This window comes from Telluria sp. Soil_C_11, from assembly GCF_057657395.1.
Map to the genome: position 1 here is coordinate 25,997 of NZ_JBDGIN010000003.1, position 18,064 is coordinate 44,060.

Annotated in this window: 23 protein-coding genes; 22 read left to right on the forward strand and 1 reads right to left on the reverse strand. The window is 67.3% G+C overall.

Going from position 1 to position 18,064, the window contains the following annotated elements; translation table 11 throughout:
• Positions 1–25: 25 nt before the first annotated feature.
• Genes fliF through AC3A6M_RS05795 form a run of 16 tightly spaced genes read left to right on the forward strand, consistent with a single transcriptional unit; the run spans position 26 to position 13,072 of the window.
• The gene (gene fliF, locus AC3A6M_RS05720) at positions 26–1,756 is read left to right on the forward strand and encodes a flagellar basal-body MS-ring/collar protein FliF (RefSeq protein WP_487851767.1); all 1,731 of its coding nucleotides are present in this window, start codon (positions 26–28) and stop codon (positions 1,754–1,756) included.
• Positions 1,734–2,756, forward strand: a complete 1,023-nt coding sequence (locus AC3A6M_RS05725) for a FliG C-terminal domain-containing protein (protein ID WP_487851768.1) — start codon at positions 1,734–1,736, stop codon at positions 2,754–2,756. The genes fliF and AC3A6M_RS05725 overlap by 23 nt, the downstream gene beginning before the upstream one ends.
• Entirely contained in the window at positions 2,753–3,442 is a 690-nt protein-coding gene (fliH, locus tag AC3A6M_RS05730) for a flagellar assembly protein FliH (protein WP_487851769.1), read from the forward strand. The genes AC3A6M_RS05725 and fliH overlap by 4 nt, the downstream gene beginning before the upstream one ends.
• Positions 3,439–4,755 (forward strand): flagellar protein export ATPase FliI, encoded by a 1,317-nt coding sequence (gene fliI, locus AC3A6M_RS05735; protein ID WP_487851770.1) that lies wholly within the window; start codon positions 3,439–3,441, stop codon positions 4,753–4,755. The genes fliH and fliI overlap by 4 nt, the downstream gene beginning before the upstream one ends.
• Complete coding sequence (locus AC3A6M_RS05740; protein ID WP_487851771.1) at positions 4,752–5,195, forward strand: flagellar FliJ family protein; 444 nt, start codon at positions 4,752–4,754, stop codon at positions 5,193–5,195. The genes fliI and AC3A6M_RS05740 overlap by 4 nt, the downstream gene beginning before the upstream one ends.
• Before the next feature lie 10 nt (positions 5,196–5,205).
• A complete protein-coding gene (fliD, locus tag AC3A6M_RS05745; RefSeq protein WP_487851772.1) occupies positions 5,206–6,630 on the forward strand; it encodes a flagellar filament capping protein FliD in 1,425 nt (474 codons plus the stop codon).
• An 11-nt stretch (positions 6,631–6,641) separates the two neighbouring features.
• Positions 6,642–7,031, forward strand: coding sequence for a flagellar export chaperone FliS (fliS, locus tag AC3A6M_RS05750; protein WP_487851773.1), 390 nt, complete (start codon positions 6,642–6,644; stop codon positions 7,029–7,031).
• Complete coding sequence (locus AC3A6M_RS05755) at positions 7,024–7,347, forward strand: hypothetical protein (protein WP_487851774.1); 324 nt, start codon at positions 7,024–7,026, stop codon at positions 7,345–7,347. The genes fliS and AC3A6M_RS05755 overlap by 8 nt, the downstream gene beginning before the upstream one ends.
• On the forward strand, positions 7,344–8,477 hold the full coding sequence (locus AC3A6M_RS05760) for a flagellar hook-length control protein FliK (RefSeq protein WP_487851775.1): 1,134 nt from the start codon (positions 7,344–7,346) through the stop codon (positions 8,475–8,477). The genes AC3A6M_RS05755 and AC3A6M_RS05760 overlap by 4 nt, the downstream gene beginning before the upstream one ends.
• A gap of 21 nt (positions 8,478–8,498) precedes the next feature.
• Positions 8,499–8,957 carry a flagellar basal body-associated FliL family protein gene (locus AC3A6M_RS05765; protein WP_487851776.1) on the forward strand — a complete coding sequence of 153 codons (459 nt, stop codon included), beginning with the start codon at positions 8,499–8,501 and terminating at the stop codon, positions 8,955–8,957.
• A 23-nt stretch (positions 8,958–8,980) separates the two neighbouring features.
• A complete protein-coding gene (gene fliA / locus AC3A6M_RS05770; protein ID WP_487851777.1) occupies positions 8,981–9,712 on the forward strand; it encodes an RNA polymerase sigma factor FliA in 732 nt (243 codons plus the stop codon).
• A gap of 31 nt (positions 9,713–9,743) precedes the next feature.
• The gene (gene motA, locus AC3A6M_RS05775; protein WP_487852181.1) at positions 9,744–10,637 is read left to right on the forward strand and encodes a flagellar motor stator protein MotA; all 894 of its coding nucleotides are present in this window, start codon (positions 9,744–9,746) and stop codon (positions 10,635–10,637) included.
• Positions 10,638–10,654: 17 nt separating this feature from the next.
• A complete protein-coding gene (locus tag AC3A6M_RS05780) occupies positions 10,655–11,614 on the forward strand; it encodes a flagellar motor protein MotB (RefSeq protein WP_487851778.1) in 960 nt (319 codons plus the stop codon).
• A gap of 29 nt (positions 11,615–11,643) precedes the next feature.
• Entirely contained in the window at positions 11,644–11,913 is a 270-nt protein-coding gene (gene flgM / locus AC3A6M_RS05785; RefSeq protein ID WP_487851779.1) for a flagellar biosynthesis anti-sigma factor FlgM, read from the forward strand.
• 3 nt (positions 11,914–11,916) lie between these two features.
• Positions 11,917–12,345, forward strand: a complete 429-nt coding sequence (flgN, locus tag AC3A6M_RS05790) for a flagellar export chaperone FlgN (RefSeq protein ID WP_487851780.1) — start codon at positions 11,917–11,919, stop codon at positions 12,343–12,345.
• The gene (locus tag AC3A6M_RS05795; protein WP_487851781.1) at positions 12,332–13,072 is read left to right on the forward strand and encodes a glycoside hydrolase family 73 protein; all 741 of its coding nucleotides are present in this window, start codon (positions 12,332–12,334) and stop codon (positions 13,070–13,072) included. Before flgN ends, AC3A6M_RS05795 begins: the two co-directional genes overlap by 14 nt.
• Here AC3A6M_RS05795 and flgA read toward each other — a convergent pair.
• A complete protein-coding gene (gene flgA / locus AC3A6M_RS05800; RefSeq protein WP_487851782.1) occupies positions 13,062–13,775 on the reverse strand; it encodes a flagellar basal body P-ring formation chaperone FlgA in 714 nt (237 codons plus the stop codon). The two genes, AC3A6M_RS05795 and flgA, sit on opposite strands and share 11 nt — an antisense overlap.
• Before the next feature lie 73 nt (positions 13,776–13,848).
• On the opposite strand from flgA, the gene flgB reads away from it, so the two are divergent.
• Genes flgB through flgG form a run of 6 tightly spaced genes read left to right on the forward strand, consistent with a single transcriptional unit; the run spans position 13,849 to position 18,062 of the window.
• Positions 13,849–14,220, forward strand: coding sequence for a flagellar basal body rod protein FlgB (flgB, locus tag AC3A6M_RS05805; RefSeq protein ID WP_487851783.1), 372 nt, complete (start codon positions 13,849–13,851; stop codon positions 14,218–14,220).
• Between the two features lie 14 nt (positions 14,221–14,234).
• The gene (gene flgC / locus AC3A6M_RS05810; protein ID WP_487851784.1) at positions 14,235–14,639 is read left to right on the forward strand and encodes a flagellar basal body rod protein FlgC; all 405 of its coding nucleotides are present in this window, start codon (positions 14,235–14,237) and stop codon (positions 14,637–14,639) included.
• A complete protein-coding gene (locus AC3A6M_RS05815) occupies positions 14,639–15,307 on the forward strand; it encodes a flagellar hook capping FlgD N-terminal domain-containing protein (RefSeq protein ID WP_487851785.1) in 669 nt (222 codons plus the stop codon). Before flgC ends, AC3A6M_RS05815 begins: the two co-directional genes overlap by 1 nt.
• Positions 15,308–15,322: 15 nt before the next feature.
• The gene (locus AC3A6M_RS05820; protein WP_487851786.1) at positions 15,323–16,513 is read left to right on the forward strand and encodes a flagellar hook protein FlgE; all 1,191 of its coding nucleotides are present in this window, start codon (positions 15,323–15,325) and stop codon (positions 16,511–16,513) included.
• 17 nt (positions 16,514–16,530) lie between these two features.
• Complete coding sequence (locus AC3A6M_RS05825; protein ID WP_487851787.1) at positions 16,531–17,256, forward strand: flagellar basal body rod protein FlgF; 726 nt, start codon at positions 16,531–16,533, stop codon at positions 17,254–17,256.
• 20 nt (positions 17,257–17,276) lie between these two features.
• Positions 17,277–18,062: a flagellar basal-body rod protein FlgG gene (flgG, locus tag AC3A6M_RS05830; protein WP_487851788.1), complete on the forward strand. Its 786-nt coding sequence runs from the start codon at positions 17,277–17,279 to the stop codon at positions 18,060–18,062.
• The last annotated feature ends 2 nt before the right edge of the window (positions 18,063–18,064 follow it).

An 18,064-nucleotide genomic window follows, 5' to 3' on the forward strand; every position in this document is an offset into this window, starting at 1 on the left:
CAGGAAGAACAGGAAGAAGCCCACCGTGATTGCTGCTCTCAAGTCCGCCATTGGCGGAAAACGACTGCCGGCGCTGCCGCCCGCGCTGTCGAAGAACCTGACCCCGATGCTGGTGCTGGCGATCGCCATCACCGCCGCGGTCACCCTCTTCATGTGGAAAGACCAGGCCGACTACAAGCCGGTCTTCGGCGCGCGCGAAAAGGTCGCGGCCTCCGACATGATGACCGTGCTCGAAGCCGAACATGTGCCCTACCGCGTCCACCCGGACAGCGGCCAGGTCCTGGTGCCGGCCTCCCAGCTCGGCAAGGTACGGATGCTGCTGGCCGCGAAAGGCGTGACCGCCCAGCTGCCGGCCGGCCTCGAGCTGATGGACAAGAGCGACCCGCTGGGCGTGTCGCAGTTCGTGCAGGATGTCCGCTTCCGGCGCGGCCTGGAAGGCGAACTGTCGCAGTCGATCATGACGATCGACGCGATCGCTTCGGCGCGCGTGCACCTGGCGATCGCCAAGTCGACCAGCTTCGTGGCCAGCGACGGCGACAAGTCCTCGGCCTCGGTGGTGGTCGCGGTCAAGCCGGGCCACACCCTGTCGAACGAGCAGATCGCCGCGATCGTCAACCTGGTCTCGGGCAGCGTCGCCAGCCTGGCACCGAACCGCGTCTCGCTGGTCGACCAGAACGGCAACTACCTGTCTTCGCGCGTCGACCTGAGCGACGGCTTCGACGGCGCCGCGCAGGGCGACACTGCCGCCAAGCGCTTCCAGGACGAAGTGCGCGCCAACGTCAACGAGCTGCTCGGCCCGGTCCTCGGCGCCGACAACTTCAAGGTCAGCGTGACCGCCGACGTCGACAACGACAAGATCGAAGAGACCCAGGAGAAGTACGGCGAAGCGCCGAAGGTCACCAGCGAAGCGATGCGCGAAGAGATGGAGAAGAACCGCATGGCGCTGGGCGTGCCGGGCACGCTGTCGAACCGTCCGCCGGTCGCGAGCAACCCGGCCGACCCGAATGCCGCCGCCGATCCGAACGCGGCCAAGGCCGACGACGGCGGCGCGCGCAAGAACGCCACCACCCGCCAGTATGCCTACGACCGCGCGATCACCCAGATCAAGCGCTCGCGTGGCCGCCTGAAGAAGCTGTCGGTGGCGGTAGTGCTGAACAACGCCAAGGCGTCTTCGCCGAAGGCCGGCTGGACCCCGAACGAGATCGCCAACATCGACAAGATCCTGCGCGGCGGCCTGGGCATCGACGCCGCCCGCGGCGACGTGCTGGCAGTGTCTTCGCTGAGCTTCCCTGCCCCGGCCCCGGCCGAACCGTGGTACCAGCAGCGCGACAACGTGGTCGACATGACCGGCTGGGCCGCCTGGATCGTCGGCGCCCTGTTCGCGTGGTTCGCCGTGCTGCGTCCGCTGATGCGCATGCTGACCCAGCGCGGCGCGCCGCAGGGCAAGCAAACGCCTGCGCTGGCCCAGCTGCCGGGCGGCGCGGCAGCGAACGGCGCCGCCGGCGCGCTGGCCGCACCGGGTGTTGCGGCATTGCCGGGCGCCGCCGCGGCCCTGCCGGCCGCGGGCACGCCTTCGCTGGGCGGCGCGATGCCGGTCCAGCCGCTGCTGGAAAACTACGATTTGCCACCGGCCGGTTCGGCGGTGGACGTGATGGTCGACCACCTGAAGGTATTGGCCGGCAAGGAGCCGGAGCGGGTGGCGGAAGTGGTCAAACAATGGGTGCAGAAGAAAAATGGCGGATCTGAACAATATTGACGTGCAGGAAGTGGTGCTGAGCCCGGTCGAGCAGGCCGCGATCGTGCTGCTGTCGATCGGCGAGGAACCGGCGGCCGCCGTGCTGCGCTGCCTCGAGCGCGATGAATTGATCGAGCTGACCCAGGTGATGAGCCGGATGAGCGGCATCAAGGTCGACGCCGTGAAGTCTTCGCTGCAGAAATTCTTCGACGACTACCGCCAGCAAAGCGGCCTGCATGGCGCCTCGCGCAACTACCTGAAGCGCTCGCTGGACCTGGCGCTGGGCAGCGAGATCGCCAACAGTGTGCTCAACACCATCTACGGCGATGCGATCCGTCCGATGATGGCGCGCCTGCAGTACGCGTCGCCGAAGTGGCTGGCCGACTACATCGCCGCCGAGCACGTGCAGATGCAGGCCGTGTTCCTGGCCTTCCTGCCCCCTAGCCTGGCCGGCCAGATCATCGACGCGCTGCCGGAAGAAGGCCGCGAGCTGGTGCTGCTGAACCTGGCCCGCCTGGAAGAAATCGACCGCGAGCTGCTGGCCGAACTGGAAGAGCTGGTGCAGCGCTGCCTGTCCGCGCTCGACACCCAGAGCGCCACCGTGGAAGGCGTGCGCCAGGCGGCCGAGATCCTGAACCGCCTGCCGAACAACCGCGCCACCATCGTCGAACTGCTGCGCGCCCACGATCCGGAAGTCGTGTCGCAGATCGAGATGTCGATGTACGACTTCTTCATCCTGTCGAAACAGACCGAACAGACCATCACCCGCCTGCTGGACGAGATCCCGCTGGAGCAATGGGCTGTCGCCCTCAAGGGCGCCGAACCGGCCCTGCGCGAAGTCATCCTGGGCGCGATGCCGAAGCGCCAGGCGCAAAGCTTCGAAGACCTGATGCGCCGTTCCGGCCCGGTGCCGATGTCGCGCATCGAACAGACCCGCCGCGAGATCATGGCTTCCGTGAAGGACCTGGCCGACAACGGTGAAATCGAAGTCCAGCTGTTCGCCGAGGCGACCGCCGAATGAAGCAGTTCCGGCCCTATCACTTCCCTCCCCTGGCCCAGTTCGTGGCGGCCAATGGCAGCACCTCGCCCGCCGCTTCCGCGGCCACCGCGGAAGCGGACTGGCAGGGCGCGATGGCCGACGGCTTCCGCCAGGGCCAGCAGGACGGCTACGACGTCGGCGTCGAGCAGGGCCGCAGCGACGGCTTCGATGCCGGCCATGCGGAAGGCCTGGCGCGCGGCATCGAAGAAGGCCGCCAGCGGGCGCTCGCCGAACTGGAGGCGATGGCCAGGCCGGTCGACGCCATGCTGCGTGGACTGAAGAAGCTGAAGACCGAATACAAGAATGCCCAGCGCAAGGAAGTCGTGGACCTGGTCGGCAAGATCGCCCGCCAGGTGATCCGCGCCGAACTGGCGCTGCAGCCGGTGCAGATGCTGGCCCTGGTCGACGAAGCCCTGTCGGCGATGCCGCCGACCCGCGACGAGGTCGAGGTGATGCTCAACCCCGAAGAGATGAAGCGGATCCAGGAACTCGACCCGAAGCGCGCAAAGAAATGGAACCTGATGGCCGACCCTGCCCTCGAGCCGGGCGAGTGCCGCGTCAGGGCCGGCGACCACGAAGTCGACGCCGGCTGCCAGGGCCGCCTTGCCGCCTGCATGGAGCAGGTGCGTGAAGCCCTGTCCGCGCAAGACCAGGAGGAAGCCGCGTGAGCGCACTCGCCGAAACCCTGCGTTCGCTCGACATCGGCGCGGTGCCGGTGGCCACGCCCACCGGGCGCCTGGTCGCGGTGCAGGGCCTGCTGCTCGAAAGCGTCGGCGTGCGCCTGCACACCGGCCAGCGCTGCCGCATCGAACTGGTCGACGGCGAGTGGCTGGATGCGCAGGTCGTGGGCTTTCGCGACAAGGTGACTTACCTGATGCCGTTCAAGAAGGCCGACGGCCTGGTGACCGGTGCGCGCGTGCTGCCGGCCGCCGGCCCGTCCAGCATCCAGATCGGCCCGTCGTGGATGGGACGCATGGTGAACGGCCTCGGCGAACCGATCGACGGCCTGGGCCGCCTCGGCGGCGACCAGATCCTGCCGACCGCTCCGCCCCGGGTGAATCCGCTGAAGAAAGCCCCGGTCGAGGAGCCGCTCGACGTCGGCGTACGCGCGATCAATGCGATGCTCACGATCGGCAAGGGCCAGCGCGTCGGCCTGATGGCCGGCTCCGGCGTCGGCAAGTCGGTGCTGCTCGGCCTGATCACGCGCCAGACCGTGGCCGACGTGATCGTGGTCGGCCTGATCGGCGAACGTAACCGCGAGGTGCGCGAATTCGTCGAGAAGTCGCTCGGCCCCGAAGGTTTGAAGCGCGCCGTGCTGGTGGTGGCCCCGGCCGACGAAAGTCCGCTGATGCGGGTGATGGCGACGGAACTGTGCCATTCGATCGCGGCGCATTTCCGCGACCGCGGCCAGAACGTGCTGCTGCTGTGCGATTCGCTGACCCGCTACGCGATGGCGCTGCGCGAAGTGGCGCTGTCGCTGGGCGAGCCGCCGGCCACGCGCGGCTATCCGCCGTCGGTATTCTCGAATCTGCCACAGTTGTGCGAATCGGCCGGCAACGGCGAGAACCCCAACGGCAGCATGAGCGCGATCTATACGGTGCTGGCCGAAGGCGACGACCAGCAGGACCCGGTGGTCGACAGCGCGCGCGCGATCCTCGATGGCCACATCGTGCTGACGCGCGAGCTGGCCGAGCGCGGCCACTACCCGGCGATCGATGTCGCCCAGTCGATCAGCCGCTGCATGGCCCAGGTGGTGTCGCCGGAGCACGCCCAGGCGGCTCGCAAGCTGAAGGCCGCGATGGCGAAGCACGCGCGCGTGCGCGACCTGATCCCGCTCGGCGCGTACCAGCCGGGCGCCGATCCGGAAACCGACCGCGCAGTGAAGCTGCATCCGCACATCGAAGCATTCCTGTGCCAGGGCACGCGCGAAGACGCGCCGTTCGCCCCCTGCGTCGACCAGTTGAAAGCGATGATGGCATGAGCAAGCAGAATACGATCGACAGCCTCGGTACCCTGGTGCGCCTGCGCAGCACCGAAGTCGAGCGCCTGCAGGCCGACCTGGCCAGGCAGGAAGCGATGCGCGCGCGCTACCAGGCGACCGTCGAACGCCTGACGGACCTGGCGGTCGGCAGCGGCCCGTCGGCGCCAAGCGCGGCCAGGCTGTCGCCGGCGCTGGCGGTCAACTGCGGCAATTACAAGCAGGCGGTGTTCGCGCTGGCCGACACCCAGCGCACCGACCTGCACCTGATTGACGCCAATATGGCGGTCTCGCAGCGCAACCTGGCCCAGGCCTGGACCCGCCGCGAGCTGCTCGGAAAAGTGCTGTCCCAGCACGAAGTCGCGTTCGCACGCGAGCAGGACCGCGCCCAGCGCAAACGGGAAGATGACGTCGCCACGCAGTCGTGGCTGGCAAATCAATAAAGGAGCAAGCATGTCCAGTATTACCGCCCCAACTTACGATCCGACCAGCACCGCGCAGGCGATGGCGCAAAAGACGACTGCCGCGGCGCAGCAGATCCTGACGAGCCAGACCGCCACCGCCAGCGCCACGGCGAAAGCGCTGACCTCATTGAGCTCGGCGATCTCGGCGTTCCAGTCGAGCCTTGCTTCGCTGACCGGTCTTGGCAAATCGATGCTGGCCCAGCGCGCGACCCTGTCCGACACCACGATCGGCACGGCCAGCGCCAAGCCGACCGCGGCGGCCGGCAGTTACAGCCTGTTCGTCGACCAGCTGGCCACTGCCAACCAGCTTTCATTCACCCCGTCGGACAGCGCACTTGCGCAGGGTTCCCTGACGATTACACTGGCGGCACCAGCTGTCGACGTGAACGGCAATCCCGTCGTCCCGGCGGCCCCGGCGTCTCCCGCCACCGCGACCATCGATGTGGACCTGACTGCTGCGGATACGGATGGCGCCAATGGCCTGAGCGTGCGCGAGGTGGCTGCGGCGATCAACAGCGCCTCCATGAATGCGGGCAAGGTCTCCGCTGGCGTGGTGACCGTGAATGGCGTGCCCCAGCTGGTGCTGACGTCGAACAATACCGGCGCCGCAAATACCATCTGGGTCGATGCGTCCACAACAAACGGCGTGCCCGACTATGACCTGGGAACCCGCACCGAGATCGCGAAGGCACAGGATGCACTCATCCATTATGGCAGCACCCCGATCACCAACGCGTCGAACACCTTCACCAACATCGACGGCGTGTCGATGACCTTCACCCGCGCCCAGGCTGCGGGCGAGAAGCCGTTCACGCTGACCGTCGGCAGCGACACCAGCGGCACCGTGTCGAACGTGCAGGCCTTCGTCGACGCCTACAACAAACTGAAGACCGCCATCGACGGCCTGGTCGACGCCGGCGATGCGGCGAACGGCAAGACTCCAGGCGCATTCGCGCACGACGCCGGCGTCAAGGCGCTGCAACAGCGTCTCGTCAGCCTGATGCGGCCGGCCGGCAGCACATCGCTGGCCAGCTACGGCATCATCGCGGCCCGCGACGGCACGCTGACGGTCGATTCGGCGCGCCTGACGAAACAGCTGTCCGTCTCCCCGACTGGCCTCGACCAGTTGATCGGCTCGGCCAGCCTCAGTAATTCGACGGGCGTCGCCGGCGCGCTGAATACCTATCTGAACAACTGGAGCAACAGCACCAACGGCCAGATCAAGGGCCGTACCGACGCGAACACCAAGCTCCAGTCCGACCTGACGAAGCGCCAGGCCGACCTGGATACGCAATTCGACTCGGCTTACCAGCGCTATCTCAAGCAATTCACCGAGCTGCAGACCCTGCAAGCGACCATGAACAGCAATGTATCGATGTTCGACGCCCTGTTCGGCAACGACAAGTCCAACTAAGAGATATTCCGATGTCTTATCAAGAAGCCTACAGCAGCTATCACGCGACCAACCTGGATGCCCAGGCCTCCCGCGCATCGCCGATCGAACTGGTGCTGCTGCTCACCGACGGCCTGCTCGAAGAGCTGGCCCGCGCCCGCGCCCACATCGTCGGCAAGCGCTATGAAGCCCGTGCCCAGAGCATCAACAAATGCGTCGACATCATCAACGGCCTGTCCAGCTCCCTCGATTTCGAGAGCGGCGGCCAGGTCGTCGCCAACCTCGCCAACCTGTACGATTTCTGCGCCCGGCACCTGAATGCGGCCGGCATCAAACAGGATCCGAAGATGGTCGATGAAGTCGTGAAGATCATGACCACCATCCGCCAGGGCTGGGCCGGCGTGCAGGCGCGCAATGGATAATTCCGCCGCCCTGCTCCGTACCGCCGAGTCGCTGCGCAGCGCAGCCGACGGCGCCGCCTGGGAACAGGTGGCGCAGATGACGCGCGCGCTGGCTCCACAGCTCGACGCGCTCGCGGCCCGCGGCCCGCTGAGCGTCGCCGAACGCGCCGCCCTGCAGCGCCTGCGCGAGGCGCACGACCATGCCGCCGATGCCGTCGCCGCCGCCGCCCGGGCGCTGAAGACGAGGATGGACGACATGCGCGCCAACAAGGACGGCTGGATCGCCTACGCGATGCACAACCCAGGCGACTCGGGCGCAAGCCAGGTACAACCATGATGATGAGTACCGTCCCCCAATCCACCGCGGCCGCGCCAAAGAACGCCGACGCCCGGCCGGCCCAGGCCGCGCCAGACGCCGCCGCACAGCCGAACGCCTCCACGCAGGGCGGCGCAAGGCCGCAGCGCTTCGCGGCCTGGCTCGGCAACCAGGCCGAGGCTGCCGCGCAGGCGATCCCGGCCGGCCTGCCGGACGCCGCCGCGGCACAGGATGCCGCCGGCAAGGGCGAGGCTACGCCGGATGGCGCCGACGACGACAGCGCTGCCGCTTCGGCCCCGCAGGACGGCGCGCTGCTGGCCGCGATGGCGATGCCGCTGATGCCGCTGACGCCGGTCCAGGTGGCGCAGGCCGTGCAGGCCGCGCAGCCATCCGGCGCACAGGACGATGCGGACGCTTCCCCGGCCTCCGGCGCCCCGGCGGTCGCAGGCATTGGCAGCGACCCAGGCCGCCGCGCCGGCCCGGCGCTGCCGCTGGCGGCGGAAGCCCCGGCCGCGCGCCCGGTTCCGGCGCAGGGCGAGGCACTGCCGATGGTGCGCCTTGCCGGACATGCGCAGGCCGACGCCGGCGCCGCGCATACCGGCGCGCAGGACGGCGGCGCCGACCAGAATGGCAGCGGCACCGGCGCCCCGGCTGTCCCGGTCGCCGGCGCGGTCCCGGCCCAGCCGGGTGCGAATGCCCCGGCGCCCGATGCCGTCAAGCTGGCCGGTCCGCCGACCGCATGGCGCCAGAGCCTGCAGGAAGCGCTGGGCGAACGCCTGAACGTCCAGGTCGGCAAGAACATGGAGCAGGCCGTGATCCGCCTCGAGCCGCCCCAGCTGGGCCGCATCGACATCGCGATCCGCCACAGCGCCGGCACGCTGGAAGTGAACATCTCGGCCACCAACGGCGAGGTGCTGCGCCAGCTGCAGACCGTCAGCGACAACCTGCGCAGCGACCTGTCGCAGCGCCAGTTCACCGAGGTCGCGGTGACGGTGTCCCCGGCGCCGAAGAATGGCGCGGCGCCGTTCGGCGATCCGCAGCAGGGCCGCGGCCGCCAGCAGGAGCGCGGGCAGGAAGACCAGCAGCCCGGCCGCGCCCTGGCCGAGGCGAGCAACAACCCGTCCGCCTTCTCGCTCGGTGGACGCGACTAACGCAGGACAACGATGAGCAAAATGAAAAAGATAATCGCCATCGCCAGTGCCGTGATCATCAGCGCCGCCGGCGCGGGTGGCGCGGTCTGGTGGTTCATGCCCAAGCCGGCCACCGCCGCGGGCACGGCAAAGACGGCAGCGGAGCATCCGAAGGAAGCCAAGCCGGTGAAGTACGTCACCCTCGACAAGGTGATCGTGATGCTGCGCCGCGGCCCCAACGAGACCGAAAGCCATTACCTGTCGACCGACCTGGTGCTGGCCACCGAGCCGGCCAAGGAAAAGGAAACCAAGGAACACCTGCCGCTGCTGCGCAGCCTGGCCGTGCGCACGCTGTCGAGCTACACGCTGGCCGAGGCGTCCACCATGACGGTCGAGAAGTACGCCGAGCAGCTGAATCATTCCTTCAACGCCGACTATGAACGCACGCATGCGGAAAAGCCGTTCGTGGAAGTCATGATCGGCAAGCTGATCATCGAATAACAGCCGGGGACAATGTGGGTTACATGACCGACTACGCCGACAGCTACGCCAGTACCGAATACGCCGGCGCCGCCGTGCACGCGGCGATGAGCGCCAAGGACGAGCAGCGCCACCTGGTCGCCTATGCGCCGCTGGTCAAGCGCATCGCACGCCAGCTCAACTCGCAGGTGTCGGGCGCCATGGGACGCGAGGACATGGAACAGATCGGGCTGATGGGCCTGCTGGAAGCGCTGCGCCGCTACGGCACGCCGGATGCCGGTTTCGCCAGCTACGCCGGCCTGCGCGTGCGCGGCGCCATCCTCGACGAACTGCGCCGCCAGGACTGGCGTCCGCGCGCCGTGCGCCAGGACAGCCACAAGATGCGCGACGCCGTGCGCGCCCTCACCCGCAAGCTGGGCCGCGAGCCGAACGACAAGGAAGCCGCGGAAGCCCTCGGCATCAGCCAGGAAGAGTGGCGCCAGTTCCTGCTGGACGATGTCGCCGAGGAGCTGCTCAGCTTCGACGACATCCTGCAGGAAGCGAGCGAACGCGCCCACAGCGCCCCGGGCCCGGAAGAGCAGTTCATGGTGCGCCGCAGCCTCGAGCAGGCCCTGAACGCCCTGTCGGAGCGCGAGCAGCGGGTGATCCAGATGATTTACGAATTCGAGCTCAGCTACAAGGAAATCGCGGCCGTGCTCGACCTGTCCGATGCGCGCGTCTGCCAGCTCAACAAGAGCGCGCTGGCGAAGATGAAAGCCGCGCTGGCCCAGGCCTGAAGCCCGGACAGACAACGAGAAAGGTAACAACATCATGCAAATTATCGGCATCCTCATCGTGCTCGGCGCCGTGTTCGGCGGCTTCGCCTTCATGGGCGGCACCGTCGGCGCCATCTGGCAGCCCATCGAAATGCTGATCATCGTCGGCGCCGCGGTCGGCGCCCTGGTGGTGGGCAATCCCAAGCACGTGCTGGCCGAGATGCTGGTCCAGTTCAAGAAGATCATCGGCCGCCAGAAGCACGATTCGGATTTCCAGCGCCAGCTGCTGCTGTTGATGTACGAGCTGCTGCAGACCGCCGCCGGCGGCCTGAAGGCGCTCGACGCCCACGTCGAGGCGCCCAAGGAAAGCCCGATGTTCCAGCGCTACCCGCTGATCCTGGAAGAGCCGAAGCTGCTGGCCTTCATCGTCGACAACTTCCGCCTGATGGCGATGGGTAAGATCAACGCCCACGAACTGGAAGGCGTGCTGGAACAGGAACTGGACGCCATCCACGAAGAACTGACCCAGCCCTCGAAGTCGCTGCACAAGATCGCCGAGGCGATGCCGGGCTTCGGCATCCTGGCCGCAGTGCTGGGCATCGTGATGACCATGAACTCGGTCGGCGGCGGCGCCGACACCGCCGAGATCGCGGAGCACATCGGCGCCGCGATGGTCGGCACCTTCATCGGTATCTTCTTCTGCTACGGCGTGCTGGACCCGATCTCCAACATGATGAAGCAGCTGGTGAATTCGGAAGCCTCGACCATGGAGACGGTCAAGGTCGTGCTGTGCACCCACGTGGCCGGCAAGCCGCCGCTGCTGGCGATCGACGCCGGGCGCCGCCTGATCCAGCTGAACACCAAGCCCAGCTTCGCCCAGCTGGAAACCTGGATCACGGCCATGGCCGACGGCGAAGACGCCGGCGCGTCCCGGAAGCGCGCGTAAGGATTGGACTGACCAGCATGCAAGCAGCTAAAAAAGGCGACAAGCTCCACGAAGAGACCATCGTCAAGCGTGGCGGCGGCAAGCAGCACGACGACGAGCACGGCGGCGCGTGGAAGGTGGCGTTCGCCGACTTCTGCATGGCGCTGATGGCGCTGTTCCTGGTGCTGTGGCTGATCGCCGCGCGCGAGGCGTCGGCGCTCAAGAACATCGTGCGCGACAACACCTCCGCCGGCCTGATCGAAGGCAGCGGCCGCAAGCCGGACATCGCCGGCAACCCGGCCGGCAGCCTGATCGAACGCTTCCCGATGCCGAAGGCGAACGGCGGCGCGCAAGGGCCGGACAGCGGCGGGAAATCCACCGCCGTCCATACCAAATACGAATCGCCGTCCGAGCTGGCGGCGCTGGCCCACGCCTTGCAGCAGATGAGCGCCGATGCCGGACTGGCATCGAACCTGGCCACGGTGGTCACGCCGGACGGCCTGCGCGTGATGCTGCACGATACCGACCGCCAGGGCATGTTCGTGCGCGGCAGCCCGATTCCGACCGACCGTTTTTCGAAACTGTTGCGCGCGATGGCGCCGCTGTTCGAAAAAATGGAAAACCAGATGCTCATCGTAGGCCACACGGACTCCTTGCAGTACACTAGCAGCGATCCGAACAGCTACTCCAACTGGAGCCTGTCGGCTCACCGCGCGCTGGCTGCGCGCTCCCAGCTCCTCATCGGCGGCATGCGCAAGGAAAGCATCCTCCAGGTGGTCGGCATGGCCGACCGCGCACCGCTCGATGCCGCCAAACCCGACGCCTCCGTCAACCGCCGCATCGAACTGTTGATCCTGACAACCAGACAGGCCGCCGCCGTCACCGCGATGTTCGGCGTGCCCTCCCAGGTCGAAGATCTGGGCAAGGACGTATCGATCACCAAGCCGGGCGAGGACGCGCTCAAGGAACTGCGCAGCCAATTGCCGAAGAAACCATGACGATTCAATCCAAAACCCGAGGACAACGCATGAAGATCACAGGCGCCTCCACTCCTTCCATCACGATCGCGCCGCAAGCCGGCGGCCCCGCGGCCGCGCCGGCCGTCGCGCCGTCGACTGCCGCCGAAACCCTCGAATCGGCAGTGCTGCAGCCGGCGCAAGCCGCGCTCAAAGCCCTGCCCGACTTCGACGCCGCCAAGGTCGCCGAACTGCGCGACGCCCTGCAAAAGGGCGAGCTGCCGTTCGACGCCGGCCGCCTGGCGGGCCTGATCCAGCGCTTCCACGGCAGCCAGGGCTGAGCGATGGGCCGGCTTACCCGCGACCAGGCCGTCGCCCGCCTGCTGGACGGCATCCAGGCCGACCTGCAAGCCTGCGCCGTGATCCGCGACCTGCTGGAGCGCCAGTTCGAGGCCGCGCTGCGTCACCGCGGCGCCGAACTCGGCGTGCTGGCCGAGGAACTCATGCCCCAGCTCGACGCCATGGAGCAGCGCCGCCAGCAGCGCGTGCAGCTGGTGCGCGCCCTGCATGGGGCCGCGGCAGGCATGGACGATCTGCTGAACGCCCTGCCGGCCGCGCAGCGCAGCCGCGCAGCGAGCGACTGGGAGCGCCTGGAACAGCTGGTGCGCGACTGCAAACAGGCCACCACCCGCAACGGCAACCTGATGGCCGACCAATACACGGTGATGCAGCGCGTGCTGCACGGCGAGGATCAACTGTATGCGCCACGCTGACCTGAACACGGCTTTCACCCCGGCGACGGCACCGACCGCGCCGACCCGCCCGACCGCCGGCATCGGCGGCGGCGGCGGCGGCGGCTTCGACAGCATCTTCGGTTCCGTTCAGGAGGAAGTCGCTTCCTTCATCCAGAACGGCGGCGGCGACAGCTTCAGCAGCGGCGGCAGCGCTTCCCTGAGCCCGGAAGGCAGCGTCTGGCAGGCGCGCGCCAGCCAGGCCGCGAATGCGATCGTCGGCGCCGGCGATGGCGAGGCGTCGCCCGACCGGCAGGCTTTCCTGGAAAGCATCGCGCCCTGGGCCAGGGAAGCGGCCGACAAGCTGGGCGTGGCGCCCGAACTGGTGTCGGCGCATGCAGCGCTGGAATCGGGCTGGGGCCAGCGCCCGTTGCGCAATGCCGACGGCAGCTCGACCCATAACCTGTTCGGCATCAAGGCCGGCAACAGCTGGCATGGCGACGTTGCCGAATCCGCCACCACCGAATACGTCGGCGGCGCCGCGCTCAAGACCAGCGCCCGCTTCCGCGCCTATCCGGACCAGGCCAGCGCCTTCCGCGATTATGCGCAGATGTTGATCGATAACCCGCGTTTCCGCGGCGCCCTCGGTGCCGGCAGCGACGCCCATGCCTTCGCCTCCGGGCTGGCCAAGGGCGGCTATGCGACCGATCCGGCCTACGCGGCGAAGCTGTCGCGCCTGGCAGGCCGGCTACAAGGGATCAGCGGCTGAGGCCGCTGTCGATGGGTTCGACGGTTCCCGGCCCGGCCACGCGCATGCGCACCACCTGGCCGCTGCCGGCGTTGCGTACCCGGATCATGGCGCCACGCGCGCCCGCATCCAGCGCTTCGCCGGCCGTGCTGACTTCGATGCCTTCGCGGCGCGCGACCATGAGGACCGCATCGCCGCGCTTGACCAGGATCGGCGCACTGAGCTGCCCGCTGCGCAAAATGTCTCCTGGACGCAACATGCGGCGTGACATTTGTCCGACAGCTTCATCAGGCGAACTGATCGGATCTGCGATGTTTGAAATATCACGGCGCTCGATCGTTACTTGTGCATCGGTCAAGGCTTCGTTGGCCGCCACCGGCGCCGCGGCGATCGCCACCATCGCCGTCACGCGGGCCCGGACGATGTACTCGTACCGCCACCCGGGGGTGTCGTTACAGCGCGCCACGAAGCGCATTCGCTGGGGAGAACGGGTATCGAGGGCCTCGATGGCCACATTCTGGACACACGGCGGCGTGGCGCGCGCGGTCACGACGGAAACCTCGAATTGTGGTTCCGTCAAGCCGGCGGCCGCCATCTGCCGTTCGAGTTCGGCGCGTGCGGCCTGTTCGATTTGCACTGGAATCGACGGGGGAGCGGCTTGCGCGGCCGCACAAACCAGCGCAAATAACGAAGCAACAAGGGTTGCCTTGTGGAAAGCAATCATTAGAAAATAGCGTCAGCGAAAAACCTGATTCTAACCAATCACACTGAAGTACCCATCACGGAGGTTCCTGCACATGACAATTAACTTCAAGGACGCGATCGGGGTGCATGCCGACGCGCTCGCGCTGCGCGCCGAGCGCACCAAGGTGTTGGCCGCCAACATCGCGAACGAGAGCACGCCAGGCTATACCGCTCGCGACCTCGACTTCGGCGCCATGCTGCAGGAACGCCAGGATGCCGAAGCCGGCCAGATGAGCGGCCAGCTCAGCCTCGGCGAGGATTCCCCGCTGTACCGCGTGCCCTACCACCCCAGCGCCGACGGCAATACCGTCGAAATCGGTGTCGAGCAGGCCGCGTTCTCGCAGAACGCCTCCGATTTCAACACCAGCCTCACCTTCATCAACATGCAGCTGCGCGGTCTGGCAAAAGCGATCAACGGTCAATAAGGCGGAAAACGAACATGGGCTTCAAGGACATCTCCCAGATCGCCGGTTCGGCGATGGCGGCGCAATCGGTGCGCCTGAACACGATCGCCAGCAACCTGGCCAATGCCGACGTGGCGGCCGGCTCGGAAGCCGAAGCCTACCGCGCGCGCAAGCCGGTGTTCGCGGCCGTGATGGACAATGCCGCCGGCGGCGGCGTGCGCGTGCTGGACGTGGTGCAAAGCGCCGAGCCGCTGCGCCGCGTGCACGAGCCGGACAATCCGAAGGCCGACGCCGAGGGCATGGTCTATTACACCAACGTCAACGAAGTGGCCGAGATGGCGGACATGATGTCGGCCTCGCGCGCCTTCGAGACCAACGTCGAGGTGCTGGGCCGCATCAAGTCGATGCAACAGTCGCTGCTGAAGCTGGGAGAAGGCTGATGGTCGCCGCCGCATCCACCTCGAACAGCCTGGCCAACAACACCGGCGCCCAGGCTTCCGCCAAGGTCGCCACCCAGGCCGCGACCAACGAAAACCGCGACATGTTCACCAAGCTGCTGGTCGCGCAGATCCAGAACCAGGATCCGCTGGCGCCGCAGGACCCGACCGCCTACGTCAACCAGCTGTCGCAGCTGTCGCAGACCGAGGCGCTGCAGAACCTGTCGCAGATGACCACCGCGAACGCCAGCATCCTGCAAAGCATGCAGACGCTGGCGATGGGCAGCCAGGTCGGCTCCGACGTCACGGTGGCGACCAATACGCTCAAGCTGGACGGCGGCAAGGTCAACGGCACCATCCAGCTGAACGGCGCCAGCAGCGCCACCACGCTGGTGCTGACCGGCCTCGATGGCCAGCAGCACACGATCGACCTGGGCGCCCACGGCTCCGGTCCGCAATCGTTCACGATCGACCCGGACGCGCTTGGCCTGCCGCCGGGGACGTATGCGATCCAGGCCAAGCCGTCGGACGGCACTTCCCCGCAGATCGAAGTCGCGGCGCGCCTGAACAGCGTGCGCGTCGCGAACGGCGGCGTGATGCTGCAGGTGGCGAACATCGGCGAGGTCGATCCCTCGTCCATCACCGGCTTCAACGGTAAAACCGAATCTTAAGAACAAGGAATCGACATGAGCTTCGACATCGCACTGTCCGGCATCCAGGCCATCAACGAATCGCTGGAAACCACTTCGAACAATATCGCCAACGCCGCCACCTACGGCTTCAAGAGCAGCCGCGCGAACTTCGCCTCGGTCTACGCCGGCACCTCCGCCAACGGCGTGGAAGTCGGTTCGCTGACCCAGACCATCGGCCAGAACGGCTCGACCCAGACCACCGGGCGCGGCCTGGATGCCGCCATCGACGGCCGCGGCTTCTTCGTCAGCCGCGATCCGCAGGGCGGCCTGACCTATACCCGCGTCGGCATCTTCTCGACCGACACCAAGGGCTACCTGATCGACAGCAACGGCAAGAAGGTGCAGGGCTATGGCCCGGCCAATGGCGGCGCGCTCGGTCCGATGGGTGACATCCAGGTCCCGACCGGCCAGATCCCGGCCGTCGCCACCAAGAACATCGCCTTCATCGGCAACCTGTCGGCCGACTGGAAAGTGCCGGCAGCCGCCTTCGACCCGTCCAAGTCGACCACCTACAACATGGTCAAGCAGTCGATCGCCTACGACTCGCTGGGCACCCAGCACACCGTGTCGCAGTACTTCGTGAAGAAGGACGACAACACCGTCAACGTGTTCTACGCGCTGGACGGCGCCGCCCCGGCCTCGACCACCACCCCGAACACCACCTTGAGCTTCGGCGCCGACGGCATGCTGACCACCACCGCTCCCGCGACCCTGGCGATGCCGGCAACGGCCGGCGCGGCCGGCGGCACCCTCAGCATCGACTACACCGGCACCACCCGCTTCGCGGGCGAAGCCACCACCACCACCAACCGCAGCGACGGCTATGCCTCGGGCGCCTACATCGGCCTCGAACTGGCCGCGGACGGCTCGCTGGTCGCCAAGTACAGCAACGACCAGTCGCAGGTGGTCGGCACGGTCGCCATCGCGACCTTCGCCAACGAAGGCGCGCTGCGGTCCATCAGCGACACCAGCTGGACCGCCAACGCCGATTCCGGCGCCGCCCTGTACAACACGCCGGGCGTCGGCCTGTCGGGCAAGCTGACCACCGGCGCGCTGGAAGGCTCGAACGTCGACATCACGTCGGAACTGGTCGGCCTGATGACCTCGCAGCGCAACTACCAGGCCAACTCAAAGGTGCTGACCACCGAGAGCCAGATGATGCAGGCCCTGATGCAGGCCCTGTAAGCGGACGGCCCTGAACCATGGATAAACTGATCTTCACTGCCGTCTCCGGCGCCGAGCGCCTGCTGCGCTCGCAGCAGGTCCACGCCAACAACCTGGCGAACATGGACACCTCGGGCTTCCGCGCCAGCATGGAAGTGGCGGGCAACACGGAACTCGGCGGCTTCGGCTACGACGACCGCCACCTGTCGACCATGCAGTCCGACACCGTCTCGACCCGCGCCGGCAGCGTGCGCGAAACCGGGCGTCCGCTGGATGTCGCGATCGGCGGCCAGGGCTACCTCGCCGTGCAGTACGGCGACAACGAAGCCTATACCCGCTCGGGCGAGATCGACATCGACGCCAACGGCGCGCTGTCGGTGCACGGCCGTGCGCTGCTCGGCGAAGGCGGGCCGATCACCCTGCCGCCCCACGTCGCGGTGGAGATCGGGACCGACGGCACCATCTCGGTGCTGACCGAAGGCGCGACGCAGATGCAGGTGGTCGACAAGCTGCGCCTGGTGAATGCCGAAGGCGCCGAGCTGACCAAGAACGAGGCCGGCCTGATCGTCTCGCGCGACGGCGCGCCGCTGCCGGCCGATCCGGCGGTCAGCGTGAAGCCGCGCGCCCTCGAAGGCTCGAACGTGTCGGCGGTCGAGGAGATGGTCGCGACCATGAGCCTGAACCGCAGCTTCGAAATCCAGATGCGCCTGTTCAAGGCCAGCGACAGCATGAACGAGGCGGGCAACCGTCTCATCGGCGCTTAATAAAGAATACGGAGAGAACCATGAACCCAGCAATGTGGATCAGCAAGACCGGCGTGCAGGCGCAGGACGCAAAACTGCAGGCCATCGCCAACAACCTGGCGAACGTGAACACGGTCGGCTTCAAGCGCGACCGCGTGGTGTTCGAAGACCTGTTCTACCAGGTCGACAAGCAGCCGGGCGCCCAGACCGCCGACAACACGGTCTCCAACGGCGTCCAGCTGGGCAACGGCACGCACATCGTCGGCACCCAGAAGGTTTTCACCAACGGCAGCATCCAGACCACCGGCCAGTCGCTCGACGTGGCGATCTCGGGCAACGGCTTCCTGCAGGTGCGCCGCCCGGACGGCCAGCCGGCCTACACCCGCGCCGGCCAGCTGCAGGTCGACGCCAACGGCGTGCTGACCAATGCCCAGGGCCTGCCCCTGGTGCCGCAGATCACGGTGCCGAACAACGCGACCGCCATCACGATCGGCGAAAACGGCATGGTCAGCGCGACCGTCCCCGGTTCGATCGCGCCGACCGAATTGGGCCAGCTGACCCTGACGTCCTTCGTCAACCCGGCCGGCCTGCAGGCCCTCGGCGAGAACCTGTTCCAGGAAACCGCCGCCAGCGGCACCCCGAACGAAGGCAAGGCCGGCGACGGCGCCTTCGGCAAGATCAAGCAGGGTGCGCTGGAAGGCTCGAACGTGCAGGTGGTCGAAGAGATGGTCGACATGATCGCCGCCCAGCGCACCTACGAGATGAACACCAAGGTGCTGTCGGCTGCCGACAACATGCTGCAATACCTGGCTTCCGCATCCCGCTGATC

Bases quoted from the DNA above. Each gene is read 5' to 3' on its own strand.
- AC3A6M_RS05725 (WP_487851768.1), top strand. From the start codon at position 1,734: ATGGCGGATCTGAACAATATTGACGTGCAGGAAGTGGTGCTGAGCCCG.
- fliH (WP_487851769.1), top strand. From the start codon at position 2,753: ATGAAGCAGTTCCGGCCCTATCACTTCCCTCCCCTGGCCCAGTTCGTG.
- AC3A6M_RS05740 (WP_487851771.1), top strand. From the start codon at position 4,752: ATGAGCAAGCAGAATACGATCGACAGCCTCGGTACCCTGGTGCGCCTG.
- fliD (WP_487851772.1), top strand. From the start codon at position 5,206: ATGTCCAGTATTACCGCCCCAACTTACGATCCGACCAGCACCGCGCAG.
- fliS (WP_487851773.1), top strand. From the start codon at position 6,642: ATGTCTTATCAAGAAGCCTACAGCAGCTATCACGCGACCAACCTGGAT.
- AC3A6M_RS05755 (WP_487851774.1), top strand. From the start codon at position 7,024: ATGGATAATTCCGCCGCCCTGCTCCGTACCGCCGAGTCGCTGCGCAGC.
- AC3A6M_RS05760 (WP_487851775.1), top strand. From the start codon at position 7,344: ATGATGATGAGTACCGTCCCCCAATCCACCGCGGCCGCGCCAAAGAAC.
- AC3A6M_RS05765 (WP_487851776.1), top strand. From the start codon at position 8,499: ATGAAAAAGATAATCGCCATCGCCAGTGCCGTGATCATCAGCGCCGCC.
- fliA (WP_487851777.1), top strand. From the start codon at position 8,981: ATGACCGACTACGCCGACAGCTACGCCAGTACCGAATACGCCGGCGCC.
- AC3A6M_RS05780 (WP_487851778.1), top strand. From the start codon at position 10,655: ATGCAAGCAGCTAAAAAAGGCGACAAGCTCCACGAAGAGACCATCGTC.
- flgM (WP_487851779.1), top strand. From the start codon at position 11,644: ATGAAGATCACAGGCGCCTCCACTCCTTCCATCACGATCGCGCCGCAA.
- flgN (WP_487851780.1), top strand. From the start codon at position 11,917: ATGGGCCGGCTTACCCGCGACCAGGCCGTCGCCCGCCTGCTGGACGGC.
- AC3A6M_RS05795 (WP_487851781.1), top strand. From the start codon at position 12,332: ATGCGCCACGCTGACCTGAACACGGCTTTCACCCCGGCGACGGCACCG.
- flgA (WP_487851782.1), bottom strand. From the start codon at position 13,775: ATGATTGCTTTCCACAAGGCAACCCTTGTTGCTTCGTTATTTGCGCTG.
- flgB (WP_487851783.1), top strand. From the start codon at position 13,849: ATGACAATTAACTTCAAGGACGCGATCGGGGTGCATGCCGACGCGCTC.
- flgC (WP_487851784.1), top strand. From the start codon at position 14,235: ATGGGCTTCAAGGACATCTCCCAGATCGCCGGTTCGGCGATGGCGGCG.
- AC3A6M_RS05815 (WP_487851785.1), top strand. From the start codon at position 14,639: ATGGTCGCCGCCGCATCCACCTCGAACAGCCTGGCCAACAACACCGGC.
- AC3A6M_RS05820 (WP_487851786.1), top strand. From the start codon at position 15,323: ATGAGCTTCGACATCGCACTGTCCGGCATCCAGGCCATCAACGAATCG.
- AC3A6M_RS05825 (WP_487851787.1), top strand. From the start codon at position 16,531: ATGGATAAACTGATCTTCACTGCCGTCTCCGGCGCCGAGCGCCTGCTG.
- flgG (WP_487851788.1), top strand. From the start codon at position 17,277: ATGAACCCAGCAATGTGGATCAGCAAGACCGGCGTGCAGGCGCAGGAC.